This is a genomic window from Streptomyces sp. B1866, from assembly GCF_031932565.1.
Classification (GTDB): domain Bacteria; phylum Actinomycetota; class Actinomycetes; order Streptomycetales; family Streptomycetaceae; genus Streptomyces.
The window spans coordinates 1-11,699 of sequence record NZ_JAVSCF010000208.1 but is presented as its reverse complement, the minus strand read 5'-3'; the positions used below and the strand labels follow the sequence as shown (position 1 = coordinate 11,699).

Here is an 11,699-nt window from a genome sequence, read left to right as displayed (position 1 = left end):
ACCGCGCGGCTCCGGCACGCCGCCGCGCTGCTCGGCCACCGGGCCGCGCTGCTCGGGCACGCCGGCGCGCTGCCCCGGCTGGACGCCGCGGCGCGCCCGTTTCGCGCCGGCCCCGGACCGTGCGGGCTCCCTCAACCTGCTCACCCCCGTGAACCTTCTCGCCTGTCCGGCGACGCCCCGCGCGGGGCGTCGTCAGTCGAGGTCGGCCAGCAGCCCCAGCTCGACCGCGCGGACGCCCGCCTGGAAGCGGGAGTTCGCCCCGACGTCGCGCATGATCGCCGCCACGTGGCGGCGGTAGGTGCGCAGCGAGACGCGGATCTGCTTCGCCGCGACGTCGTCGGTATGCCCTTCGCGCAGCCGCCCGAGGACGCGCCGGACCGGCTCGGTGCGCATCCGCTCGGCCAGCCTTACGTGGTCCAGGACCGGCGTCGCGCTGCTCCAGAGGCCGGCGAACATCAGGTCGAGGGCGCGGACCGAGGCCGGGTCGGTGTTAAAGGTGACGTAGCGGTGGCCGCCGCCGGGCCCGGACCGCCCGAAGGAGATCCGGCCGTCCGCGATGGCCGTGCCCGGCAGGTCGGCGTCGGTCACCCGGACCTCGTAGCCCAGCGTGCCGCGGCGCGCCGGGCCGAGGAGGCCCAGCGGGACGAGCACCTGCGGCGTGCACAGCAGCCGTACGGTGACGCCGGAGGCCGCCACGTCCGCGACCTGGTCCAGCAGCGGCGCGAGCGGCCTGGCCCGCTCGTACGTGCCGGGCAGGACGAGGTTGACGCTGTGCCGAGCCCGCGCGAGCAGTTGCGAGACGGCGCCGCGGACGGCCGGGCCGTCGGTCGCCGGGACCAGCGGAGAGGAGGACGCGGGTGTGTCGCGGCGCATGGACACCGCGGACTCGATCAGCTCGCACACCTGCCTGAGCGCGTGCTCCACCCCGTCGGAACTCTCCTGAGGATTCGACAGTTCTGCCATGACTCCCCCATGCGGTACGCTGCGCACCCGCCGCGCACCCCGTCGATTACCGTCGATACCGTCGAAACGTCCAGGTGCGCCGTCCAGGTGTGCCGGAGACCGGCGGAGAACATCGGCCGTATAACCGGCTGCCGACTACGGCTCCCGGGTCTGGAATGACACCAATGGCGTGATTGACACGATCGCCCGGTTCTCACTCCCTCGCCCACCTGCGCGTAACCGGCCCTTAACGTGGACGTCATATCCCCCGAGCCGGTTCCGCACGCCGTTAACACCGAAGGGCCACCGCAGGCCCTTCGCGGCGCGAGATTAGTTCGCTGGCCACGGCCCAGTCAACGCTCCCCCGTCGATAAAGAACAAGTAAAAACGGCCCTTCTTCGCCACGCACTCATAAGACTGCCCCCGGTGCTCCACGGGGATGTCCACAAGCTGCATGCCCGAGGAGGTGCCTCCGGCAGCGCGGCCGTACCGCGCGTGCGCAGCGCACCGGCGGCGCGACAGCGAGCGATGGTCTGGTCGCCCGATGGCCGCTTGCTGACAGCTGTCCCGTTTCGCGTGCTTGGGGCGGACCCATGGCACGTCTCATTCTTGTGTACCGCATCGGGACGCCTCCCGGCGGCCTTTCCGCCCGGCCCGCGTCACCAATCGGCCATACGCACGGGCGGGCGGCGGGAACGGCCCGCCGAAGGATGGCGCCCGGCGTCCGGAGCACGGCGCCGAAACCCAGGCGCCGCCCTGGCGCCACGGCTCGTTCCACGACGCCGGCGCGGCGGGGTGCCCGGGCGCGGGCGGGGCCGCGCGGGGGCGACTTTGGCCAGATCCGCGCCCTGACCGACGGCCGCCCGGCCGGCCCCGGGCGTGCCTGGCGGGGTGTCACAGACGAGCGGGGAGAGCGCCTACCAGGTGGCAGACTGGCGCCGTGCGCGTGACGCCGGATGCGTGACCTCACCTCGTCCCCCGCCTCGGCGCCCGTACCCCGGCCCCCGGCGGCGCACCGCGAGGCCCCGCCGCCCGTGGCCGCCGGACCGGTGCGCGCCCGGGCCCGCCGACCCGGACGGCGCGCCACCCCGCGCCCGGCCGTTACGAACCGCGCCCGGCCGGCGGCCGCCCGCGCGAGGCTCCCCGCCCCGCGCCTCCCGCCAACTCCCCGGCCCCGTCCGCCCGTACGCGCGTGCGGCCAGGCGGCCGCGCGCCGTACGAGCCCGCCGCGCGCCCCCACGAACCCGAAGGCGGGCCTCACCAGCAACAATGCCCTCCGTGGACCTCGACAGACCCACCCTTCTCAATAGAAAATACGTGCGAATAACCGCCGACGTGCCCGGGCGGCTGTCCCTCACTCCGCGGCGGACGTGACCCGCGGATTCCCGCGACGGCCGCCGCGGCGCTCCAGCCGTCCGCACCCGAGGAGAACCGGATGACCGACGACCAGGTCCACCGCGCCGACGGCGCCTCTCCACCCGTCCGCCGGAAGACCGCGCCGCCACGGCGCCCGCGCCGCGCCGAAGGCGGTCACGCGCCCGGCCAGGCCGCCCACCCGGCCACCGGCGAGAACACCGCCTTCCCCCTCGCCACCCCCACCGCCTTCTTACTCCCGCCGCGGGACGACGCCGCCGCCCCGGCCGTCCTCGACGCCCGTCCCCGGGCGCGCGAGGCGCCGCGGCTCCCGGACCGCCTCGCCCCGCAGGACACCGCCGAGGCCGTCGACCGCCTCCGCGCGGCACGCCGCCGCAAAGGCCTGCCCCAGGACGTACCCGGCCTCCCCGCGCCACCCGCCGCCGACGACCTGTCCCGTCCCGGCCGCCTCCGACGGCGCCCGAGCCCCGCCGACGCCGCCCTCCGGACGGCCGGCGACGACGAGTTGGAAGGACGACCACCCCCGTGATCCCGCCCGTGACCGCGTTCGCGACCGAGACGGCCCTCGCTCCCTGTGCCGCGGCCGCCGCCCTGGCCGCTCTCCTCCTGTGCGCCCACCGCGCCTACACCCAGCGCGCCGACCAGCCGTTCCGCGCCTCCAGCTGGGCCCGTACCGCCGCGGTCGGCGTCGCCTTCGCCGCCACCCTCCTCGCCCTGCCGGGCGTCACCGCGACCGCCGAGTCGCTGACCGGCCTCGACCACCTGCGCCAGCTCGCCGTCCCCATGGCGGCGGTCGCCTTCTACGGGTGCCTCCAGATCATGTTCGCCCAGTGGCCGCAGGGCGGCACCGGCCCGCGGACGAGCGTGCGCCTCCGCGTGGTGCCGACCGCCGCCGTACTGGTGCTGCTCGCGGTCCAGTTCGGCTTCTCGCAGGGCCACGGCCTGTCCTTCGCACCCCGCCACGCCGGCAGCGACCGCGTCCTGGCCTACCTGATGCTCTACCGCGTGTACATCGCCGTGGCGGCCGCCGAGATCACCGTACGGTCCGCCGCCCTGGCCCTGCGCGCGCACGAGCGGCGGCAGCGCGCCCGCGCCGCCGGCTTCGCCGCCCTGGCCGTCGGCGGCCTCGCCGGACTCGTCGACTCGCTGCTGAACATCGCCTACCTCATCGCCCACCGGCTCGGGTACCCGTGGCTGGCCGGCGCAGAGAAGACGCTCAGCCTGACCGTGTCGGGCCTGTGCCTGCTGGCGATGGTGGCCGGCCTGTGCATACCGCTGATCGGCCGCCCGGCGGCCGGGCGCGGCGAGCGAGGTCCGCGGCCGCCCGCAGAAACGTTCAGTCAGCGGTCTCCCCACCTGCCGCGCCCGGTGCGCCGCATCCTGGGCCGCCGCCCCGGCACCGGCCCCGCGCGCCACGACCGCCGCCGGTCCGCGGCCGCCCGGCCGCCGCGCCCTCGCCCGGTCTGAGCTCCGACGCGCGCGCCGCGCGCGGGCTACTGCGCGGTAGGCCCCTGTGCCACACTCGCTCGCGAAGCGGCGGAAGCGGCCGGAAGCGGCCGATCAGCCGGTCCCGGCAGGACGGGCAGACCCGGCAGGGCGGACAGACTCCGCGGCACAGCCCTCACCCCGGGGCCGGAAGACGCGGCGGGACGGGCCGGACGCGGCGGGACGGCGAGGAGGCCGACGGCATGCACGAGTACCGCCCGGGCGGGCACAGCAGGCGCGCCGCGCTGATCCGCGTCCTGTCCCGGATCTTCGTCCGGACCACACTGGCCTGGTGGCCCCTGCGCGGCCCCGTGTCCCGGCTGATGCCCCTGCTCGACCTCGCCTTCCGGCCCCTGCCCCGGCTGCGCTCGACCACGTACGAGCGCGTCACGGGCGGCACCTGGCGGGCCGAACTGGTCCGCCCACGCGAGGCCGCGCCCCCGGCCGACGACGCGCCGACGGCCGGTGACGGGCCCGCCGCCGGCGCCCTGCTGTACCTGCACGGCGGCGCCTTCCTCTTCTGCGGCCTGGCCACGCACCGGCGCGTGGTGGAGCGGCTGGCGCTGCGCACCGGCCTGCCCGTGCTCTCCGTGGACTACCGGCAGCTGCCCAAGGGCCTGCTGGACGCGTCGCTCGCCGACGCGCTCGACGCCTACCGCTGGCTGCTGGGCCAGGGGTACGCGCCCGGTTCGATCGTGTGCGTGGGCGACTCCGCGGGCGGCCACCTGGCGTTCGCCGTGGCCCTGGCGGCCCGGCGCGCCGGTCTCGCCGGACCGGGCGGAGTGGTGGGCCTGTCGCCGTGGCTCGACTTCGACAGCGACGCCAAGCTGGCGTATCCGGGCGCCCGCCGCGACGTGTTCATCCCGGCCCGGCGCCTGGCCCGGGCCGGCCGGATGTGCACCGGAACCGCGGCGGGCACGGCCGTCGACCCGCTCCGCTCGCCGGTCAACGGCGAGTTGGCGGACCTGCCGACGGTGCTCATCCAGTGCGCCGAGGACGAGGTGCTGCGCTACGACGCCGAGCTGATGGCGGAACGGCTCGCGGCAGCTGGCATACGGCACACCTTGCAAGTCTGGCAGGGTCAGGTACACGCGTTTCCGGTCCTCGGCAACGCCCTGCCGGAGAGCCGCGCCGCGCTGGACGAGATCACCGCCTTCGTACGGGAGGTGCTGGCCACCGGCACGGCGGCGGCAGCCCCGGCGAGCACCGAGCAGATCAGCGCGGACCAGGCGAAACCGGCCTCCTGACCGAAAGCCACCGAACCGAGGCCCTCCCGCAGACCGGACACCCGGAACCCCCTACGGACCGGACGCCCCACCCCTCTCAGGAAGCCGCACGCCCCGGCCCACCAGGACCCGCGGGCCCCGTACGCCCCCTCCGGCCCGTACGGCGCTCGGTGACCGCGTCCATGATGGCGGGCACCTGCGCGGGGTTCGCCTTGTCGAGCGCCTTGGACCCCAGGAGGTAGATCACGGCCAGCCGACATATATAGACCACTGGCCATGCCAACACCCCGGCAAGGCAGGCCCACCACGGGAACCCGAGGGCCGACGAGGCCGCACCGAGGACCGGCGACGCGGCGGCGCCGGCCGGCAGGCCGCCGCTCACGCCTCCTCCCGGGGCGACCGCCCGTCGCGCTCCGCGCGCCGCCGCTCCAGCAGGGCCGCACGCAGCCCCGCGACGGCCACGCAGACGAACAGCAGCGCGAACCCGCCGCTGCCGGCGCCGACGGCGAGCGGCACGGCCATACCGGCGGCGACGGTGGCGGTGACCAGGTAGCCGATCTCGCCGACGAGGAGCGAGACCAGAACACCGACGAGGGCGATCAGCGACACGAACGACACGTCAGCGCCGCTGAGCAGCCGCTGCCGGACCGGACGGACCCGGGCCGGCCAGGACCGCACGCCGCGCCGCTGGTCGGCCGCGAACGCGAACATGCGCACGGCCCGCAGAGCCGCCGGGCCGCCGTCGGGGTCGTCGAGCACGGCGGCCAGCTCGGCCGTCCACTCCGCGTACCGCTCCTCCCGCTCGCCCTCGGGCAGCCACCGGCAGGCCCGGCCGATCAGACGCTCCCCAGACCGCAGGACCCGCGCGCGAAGGCTCACGCAGCACCGCCGGGCGAGGGCCGGGTCCGGCCGGGCGCGGCGGCGCCCCGCCCCTGCGACCGCTGCGCCAGCTCCAGCCGGGCCACGCGGACGCCCTCACCGGTCAACTGGTAGTACCGCCGCGGTCGCTGGCCCGCCTCCTCGGGCGTCTCCCAGGCGGAGGTGACCAGGCCCTCGTCCTGAAGGCGGGCGAGCATCGGATACAGGGTCCCGCTGGCGAGCTTCGCCGCCTTCATCAACTCGTAGCCGTAGCGCGACGCCGCCGGGTCCGAAAGGAACACCCGCAGCACCCGCTCCAAAGGCTCGGTCAGCTTCATGGGCCAACAGCCTACACATATAGTGCTACACATGTCGACATCTGTTCGCGCCGCCAGGCGAAAGCCGTCCGCCGCCTAGGGTGTCCCCATGGAGAGAAAGGACCGTACAGACCGGAACATCCGCACCGTGGAGGACGTACTCACCCTCCTGGACAGCCTGTTCGCACCCGAGGCGGACCGCTGGACGACCGGGGGCGCCGCCTGGTGGGACGGCTTCTACGCGGACCGCGCCAGACCCGTCCCGTTCTTCGTATCCAAGCCGGACGAGAACCTCGCCTCCTACCTCGACCGCGGCCTGCTCACCCCCGGCCGGGCCCTCGACCTCGGCTGCGGCCCGGGCCGCAACGCCCTCCGCCTCGCCGCCGCCGGCTTCGACGTCGACGCCGTGGACCTCTCCCCCGCCGCCCTCACCTGGGCCCAGGACCGCGCCCGCGAGGCCGGGGCCACCATCCGGTTCCACCAGGGCGACGCCTTCGCCCTCGCCCCGGACGTCCTCGACGGCCCGTACGACCTGATCTACGACTCCGGCTGCCTCCACCACCTGCCCCCGCACCGCCGCATCAGCTACCTCGCCCTCCTGGACCGGACCCTGGCCCCCGACGGCCACTTCGCCCTCACCTGCTTCGCGGCCGGGCCCATGGGCTCCGAACTGCCCGACGCGGCCTTCTACCGCCGACCGTCCGACCACCACAGCCTCCCGGGCCTCCAGGGCGGCCTCGCCTACACGCCGGAGTCCCTGCGCCGGATCTTCTCCGACCTGACCGAGGTCGAACTGCGCCGCATGCGCGACGAGCCCCCCGAGTCCCCGCTCTTCGGCGAACCCTTCCTGTGGACGGCCCTCTTCCACCGCCCGGCCCGTGACGACGGCCCGGACGGGAGCGGGACGGGAGCGAATCTCTGAGCCCTGAGGGAAAGGCTCCGGACAGCGAAAGGGACCCGCTGGTCAGAGCGGGTCCCAGAGGAGCCGACTGTCGGGTTCGAACCGACGACCTTCGCTTTACAAGAGCGGCGCTCTACCAGCTGAGCTAAGTCGGCGCGTCCCCAGCAGTGTACCTACCGCCACCCCCGCGCCGGATCGAATTACCGCGGGCCGGACTGCTGACACGGCGGTCCCGAAGAGGTAGCGTCACGGCATTCCACCCTTAGTGGACCAGACCAGTTCACCTTTACTCGGATCGTCCGGCACGTTCCTGCCGGTGAAGGGACTCATCACCATGGCCACGGTCACGTACGACAAGGCCACCCGGATCTACCCGGGTAGCGACAAGCCCGCCGTCGACCAGCTCGACATCGCGATCGAGGACGGGGAGTTCCTCGTCCTCGTCGGGCCCTCGGGCTGCGGCAAGTCCACCTCCCTGCGGATGCTCGCCGGGCTGGAGGACGTGAACGGCGGGGCGATCCGGATCGGGGACCGGGACGTCACGAATCTGCCGCCGAAGGACCGGGACATCGCCATGGTGTTCCAGAACTACGCGCTGTACCCGCACATGACCGTCGCCCAGAACATGGGCTTCGCGCTCAAGATCGCCGGGGTGAACAAGTCGGAGATCCGGCAGAAGGTGGAGGACGCGGCGAAGATCCTCGACCTGACCGAGTACCTGGACCGCAAGCCGAAGGCGCTGTCCGGCGGGCAGCGGCAGCGGGTGGCGATGGGGCGGGCGATCGTGCGGGAGCCGCAGGTGTTCCTCATGGACGAGCCGCTGTCCAACCTCGACGCCAAGCTGCGCGTCCAGACCCGTACGCAGATCGCCGGGCTCCAGCGGCGGCTGGGGATCACGACCGTGTACGTCACCCACGACCAGGTCGAGGCCATGACCATGGGCGACCGGGTGGCGGTGCTCAAGGACGGGCTGCTCCAGCAGATCGACTCGCCGCGGCGCATGTACGACCGGCCCGCCAACCTCTTCGTCGCGGGCTTCATCGGCTCCCCCGCCATGAACCTGGTGGAGGTGCCGATCGCCGACGGCGGCGTGAAGTTCGGCAACACCGTCGTGCCGGTCTCCCGCGAGGCGCTGACCGCCGCCGCCGACAGGGGCGACCGCACGGTGACGGTCGGGGTGCGGCCCGAGCACTTCGACGTGGTCGAGGCGGGCGGCGGACTGTCCAAGGGCGAGGGCTCCGACGGTCCGGCCGGGCTGGCGATCACCGTCAACGTGGTCGAGGAGCTGGGCGCGGACGGCTACGTGTACGGGTCCGCCGAGGTCGGCGGCGCCCCGCAGGACCTGGTGGTACGCGTCGGCGGCCGGGACGTGCCCGAGAAGGGGTCGCGGATCCACGTGGTGCCGCGGGCGGGCGAGACGCACGTCTTCTCCACCTCCACCGGTGAGCGGCTGAGCGACTGAACTGGGGGCCGTGAGCCCCGCGGAAGCCGCCCGTTCGCAATCGCGAGCGGGCGGCTTCCGCGTGCGCGAAGAGAGCCGATGTCAACACCCCTGCGGGAAAAACCGCTTTGGCGTCCCCCTGAGGGGTGACAAAATGTCGCCAAATCATCACTCCTCGCTACCATCGCGTCGTACCCTCCGTACCGCTCACCGATCGCGAGGAAAGACCCGTGAACATCGCCCACCGCGCGGCCCGCCGCATCGGCAGAACTCTCGCCTTCGTCCTTCCCGTCCTCCTCGTCCTGTCCGGGACGCTCGCGGTCACCCGCGTCCCGTGGGCGGACGCCGGCGCCGGATCGCAGCTCCTCGCCGCCGCCGACGGTCCGGCCGCCGCGGCCGCGCACCGCCCGCCGCACGAGGTGCTGCGCGACCGGCTGCTGACGGAGCTTCAGGAGAAGAACCCGGGCGTCGCCCTCACCCACCTCCAGGAGGAGACCGACCGGCACCCCTCGCTCGCCCGGCACTGCGTGTCCATCGCCCGCTCCCTCGGCCGCGCCGCGGTCGTGAAGTACGGCGGCGCCGCGCACGCCCAGCAGTACGCGCGGCCCGTGTGCGACACCTCGTACGCGTCGGGAGTGGCGCGGGCGAATCGCTGACGCGGCCGTGGCGGGCGGGCCGGGAGCGCCTATCGTGCAGGCATGACACCCGCCGCGCACCCCACGCAGGCCGTGGTCCTGGCCGGAGGCCAGGGCTCGCGGCTGCGCCCGTACACCGACGACCGTCCCAAGCCGATGGTCGAGATCCCGGGCACCGGAACCCCGATCATCGGCCACCAGCTCGCCTGGCTCGCCGCCGAGGGCGTCACCGACGCCGTGATCTCCTGCGGCCACCTCGCGGGCGTCCTCCAGGACTGGCTCGACTCCGCCGACCTGCCGCTGCGCGTGACCACGGTCGTGGAGAAGGAGCCCCTGGGCCGCGGCGGCGGATTGAAGTTCGCCGCCGCCTCCCTCCCCCACCAGGACCGGCCCTGGTACGCCACGAACGGCGACATCTGGACCCGCTTCTCCCTGCGTGACATGGCGGACTTCCACCGCGAGCGCGACGCCGTCGCCACGCTCGCGCTGGCCCGCCCGCACATTCCCTGGGGCGCGGTGGAGACCGACGAGTTCGGGCACGTGCTCGACTTCATCGAGGCGCCGCCCTCGCCGTACCTCATCAACGCGGGCGTCTACGTCTTCTCCGCCGCCTTCGCGAGCCTGCTGCCCGACCGCGGCGACCACGAGCGCACCACCTTCCCCGGCCTGGCCCGCGAGCGGCGCCTGGCGGGCTTCCCGCTGCCGCACGGCGCGTACTGGCGGGCCATCGACACCGCCAAGGACCTCACCGAGGCCGCCAAGGAGCTCGCCGGGGGGTGACCTCTGGCCTTCGGCCGCCGGTACGAGTCCGCCGGAATGAGTGCGCCGGTACGAGTTCGCCGGTGCGCGTGCGGGGCGGGCGGTACGGGGTCGGCTTGGGGCCCGGTTCGGCGGCTCCTGGTCCGGTCCCGGCCGGGCCAGCCCCTGTCCGGTCCTGGTCGGGGCTGGTCCTGGTCCGGTCTCGGTCCGGCCAGTCCCTGTCCGGTCCCGGTTCGGTGGCTCCTGGTTCGGCGGGGGGCCGGTCGGACTTCCGGGCCCGGCCGCCGCTCCCCTGCGGGCCGGCCGGGCCCGTCGCTCAGCCCAGCAACCCGCCCAGTGCGCCGCCGCTGGTGTCGTACCCGCCGCTCGACGTGTCCGGCGCGCCCGAGCCGGCGCCCGTGCCGCCGCCGTGGGAGGCGCCGCCCGTCGGGCCCGCCGTGGCCGCGGGAGACCGCGGCTTGCGCGGGGTCTGCGCGGTGGGCCGGTCGCGGCCCGGGACGGCCTTGGAGTGGCTCGGACGGCCCTGGCCTCCGCCGGTCATCCCCGCGCCGCTGGTCGCGCTCGGCACGGCGGCGGGCGCCGACGCCGACGGGCGCGCGGAGCGCTGGTCGGCGGGTGCGGTCTGGCTGGGGGCCGCCGGGACGCGCGGGGTCGCGTGCCTGCCGTGGTGCCGCTCGGGCAGCGGGGAGCCGGGCAGGTAGTTGCGCGGCGGGTCGTGCGGGCCCGGGACGGTCACCGTGTGCGAGGACCGTACGGCCCCGCCGATCATCGAGCCGAACAGCAGCGTGACCCCGGCCACCAGCGCCGCCATCATCCCACCCCTGCGCAGCACGCGCCGCCGCAGGTCCCACAGCGCCGCGCGCGGGCCGAGCCTCCGCCACGCCTCCCCGGCGAGCCGGGCGTCCGCCGAGTACACCGGGGCACCGGCGATGACCAGCGGGCTCCAGGCGGCCAGGTAGATGATGTCGGGCGCGTCGTAGGCCGGTACGGTCCGCCAGCTGACCGTCATCAGCAGTGCTGCCGACAGCAGCGCGCCGAACGCGGCCGCCAGCCGCTGCCACAGGCCCAGGACGGTGAGCACGCCGACCACGATCTCCAGGAAGGCCACGGTCAGCCCCGCGCCCACCGGGTGCGCGAGCGCCACGTCCAGCAGCGGCCGGGCGACCGGCCACGGGTGCAGCGACCGCAGCCAGGTGACCATCGAGCCGCGCTCGCCGCCGTCGAAGTAGACCGGGTCGGAGAGCTTGCCCATGCCCGCGTAGATGGAGATGAGACCCAGGAAGACCCGCAGCGGGAGGAGCACGACGCCCAGGTGCATGCGGCGGCCGGGGTAGTACGCGTGGCGGACGGACTCCGAGCCCCGGCGGCGGCGCCGCGCGGCCGTGGCGAGCCGCACGGTGTCCTCGTGGTCCCCGGTGTCGAAGGCGTCCGCGTCCGAGGTGTCGGAGGCGTCCTGGGGAGACTGCGGCGGGAAACGGTCGTCGTACGGGTCCGAAGGGTCCGGCAGGGCCCGCGGGTGCGGGACGCCGGACGGGTCACCGCCGAACGCGCCGGGATCCTGGGAGCGGGGGTCCTGGGAGCGGGGGCCCGCCGGGTGGCCGGTGGCCGCCGGTCCGGCTCCGGGCCCGGCTCCGAGGGCCGTACGGACCGGGCCGGTGGGCGCCTCGCCGGCCTCCCACGGCCCGGGGCGCCCGCCGTCCTCCGCCGCCCCCGGGAAGCCCTCGTACGGCCCGCGCGGGGGCCGCGGTCCCGGCGCGCCCG

The 11,699-nt window shown here is 75.0% G+C and carries 12 protein-coding genes and 1 tRNA gene; 7 read left to right on the top strand and 6 right to left on the bottom strand.

All coding sequences use genetic code 11. From position 1 onward, the window contains the following. Positions 1-192 precede the first annotated feature (192 nt). Complete coding sequence (locus RKE29_RS22785; RefSeq protein ID WP_312007433.1) at positions 193-963, bottom strand: LuxR family transcriptional regulator; 771 nt, start codon at positions 961-963, stop codon at positions 193-195. A 1,414-nt stretch (positions 964-2,377) separates the two neighbouring features. Here RKE29_RS22785 and RKE29_RS22780 point away from each other — a divergent pair. The 3 genes from RKE29_RS22780 (at position 2,378) to RKE29_RS22770 (ending at position 5,048) form a co-directional block, all read left to right on the top strand. Continuing rightward, a complete protein-coding gene (locus tag RKE29_RS22780; protein ID WP_312007432.1) occupies positions 2,378-2,845 on the top strand; it encodes a hypothetical protein in 468 nt (155 codons plus the stop codon). After that, positions 2,842-3,783, top strand: coding sequence for a hypothetical protein (locus RKE29_RS22775; RefSeq protein WP_312007431.1), 942 nt, complete (start codon positions 2,842-2,844; stop codon positions 3,781-3,783). The genes RKE29_RS22780 and RKE29_RS22775 overlap by 4 nt, the downstream gene beginning before the upstream one ends. Positions 3,784-4,004: 221 nt before the next feature. After that, a complete protein-coding gene (locus tag RKE29_RS22770) occupies positions 4,005-5,048 on the top strand; it encodes an alpha/beta hydrolase (protein WP_312007430.1) in 1,044 nt (347 codons plus the stop codon). Between the two features lie 76 nt (positions 5,049-5,124). Here the strand turns inward: RKE29_RS22770 and RKE29_RS22765 are convergent, their stop codons facing one another. The 3 genes from RKE29_RS22765 to RKE29_RS22755 all read right to left on the bottom strand — a co-directional run bounded on the left by RKE29_RS22765 (position 5,125) and on the right by RKE29_RS22755 (position 6,223). Beyond that, a complete protein-coding gene (locus RKE29_RS22765) occupies positions 5,125-5,313 on the bottom strand; it encodes a hypothetical protein (protein WP_312007429.1) in 189 nt (62 codons plus the stop codon). A 92-nt stretch (positions 5,314-5,405) separates the two neighbouring features. Next, positions 5,406-5,906: a hypothetical protein gene (locus RKE29_RS22760; protein WP_312007428.1), complete on the bottom strand. Its 501-nt coding sequence runs from the start codon at positions 5,904-5,906 to the stop codon at positions 5,406-5,408. Next, positions 5,903-6,223, bottom strand: coding sequence for a helix-turn-helix transcriptional regulator (locus tag RKE29_RS22755; protein ID WP_312007426.1), 321 nt, complete (start codon positions 6,221-6,223; stop codon positions 5,903-5,905). The genes RKE29_RS22760 and RKE29_RS22755 overlap by 4 nt, the downstream gene beginning before the upstream one ends. Before the next feature lie 88 nt (positions 6,224-6,311). Between RKE29_RS22755 and RKE29_RS22750 the strand changes: the two genes are divergently transcribed. After that, the gene (locus RKE29_RS22750; RefSeq protein ID WP_312007425.1) at positions 6,312-7,124 is read left to right on the top strand and encodes a class I SAM-dependent methyltransferase; all 813 of its coding nucleotides are present in this window, start codon (positions 6,312-6,314) and stop codon (positions 7,122-7,124) included. Between the two features lie 61 nt (positions 7,125-7,185). On the opposite strand, the gene RKE29_RS22745 is transcribed toward RKE29_RS22750, so the two are convergent. Further along, positions 7,186-7,258 (bottom strand) — tRNA-Thr (locus RKE29_RS22745). A gap of 179 nt (positions 7,259-7,437) precedes the next feature. On the opposite strand from RKE29_RS22745, the gene RKE29_RS22740 reads away from it, so the two are divergent. The 3 genes from RKE29_RS22740 (at position 7,438) to RKE29_RS22730 (ending at position 9,959) form a co-directional block, all read left to right on the top strand. Then, entirely contained in the window at positions 7,438-8,565 is a 1,128-nt protein-coding gene (locus RKE29_RS22740; protein WP_312007434.1) for a sn-glycerol-3-phosphate ABC transporter ATP-binding protein UgpC, read from the top strand. Positions 8,566-8,774: 209 nt separating this feature from the next. Then, positions 8,775-9,200, top strand: coding sequence for a hypothetical protein (locus RKE29_RS22735; protein WP_312007424.1), 426 nt, complete (start codon positions 8,775-8,777; stop codon positions 9,198-9,200). Positions 9,201-9,242: 42 nt separating this feature from the next. Beyond that, entirely contained in the window at positions 9,243-9,959 is a 717-nt protein-coding gene (locus tag RKE29_RS22730; protein ID WP_312007423.1) for a nucleotidyltransferase family protein, read from the top strand. Positions 9,960-10,254: 295 nt separating this feature from the next. Here RKE29_RS22730 and RKE29_RS22725 read toward each other — a convergent pair. After that, positions 10,255-11,699 (bottom strand): DoxX family protein (locus RKE29_RS22725; RefSeq protein ID WP_312007422.1); only part of this gene is annotated, 1,445 nt, incomplete at its 5' end.

Coding starts and splice junctions, on each gene's coding strand:
- RKE29_RS22730 (WP_312007423.1), top strand. CDS start 9,243: ATGACACCCGCCGCGCACCCCACGCAGGCCGTGGTCCTGGCCGGAGGC.
- RKE29_RS22750 (WP_312007425.1), top strand. CDS start 6,312: ATGGAGAGAAAGGACCGTACAGACCGGAACATCCGCACCGTGGAGGAC.
- RKE29_RS22740 (WP_312007434.1), top strand. CDS start 7,438: ATGGCCACGGTCACGTACGACAAGGCCACCCGGATCTACCCGGGTAGC.
- RKE29_RS22770 (WP_312007430.1), top strand. CDS start 4,005: ATGCACGAGTACCGCCCGGGCGGGCACAGCAGGCGCGCCGCGCTGATC.
- RKE29_RS22780 (WP_312007432.1), top strand. CDS start 2,378: ATGACCGACGACCAGGTCCACCGCGCCGACGGCGCCTCTCCACCCGTC.
- RKE29_RS22755 (WP_312007426.1), bottom strand. CDS start 6,223: ATGAAGCTGACCGAGCCTTTGGAGCGGGTGCTGCGGGTGTTCCTTTCG.
- RKE29_RS22785 (WP_312007433.1), bottom strand. CDS start 963: ATGGCAGAACTGTCGAATCCTCAGGAGAGTTCCGACGGGGTGGAGCAC.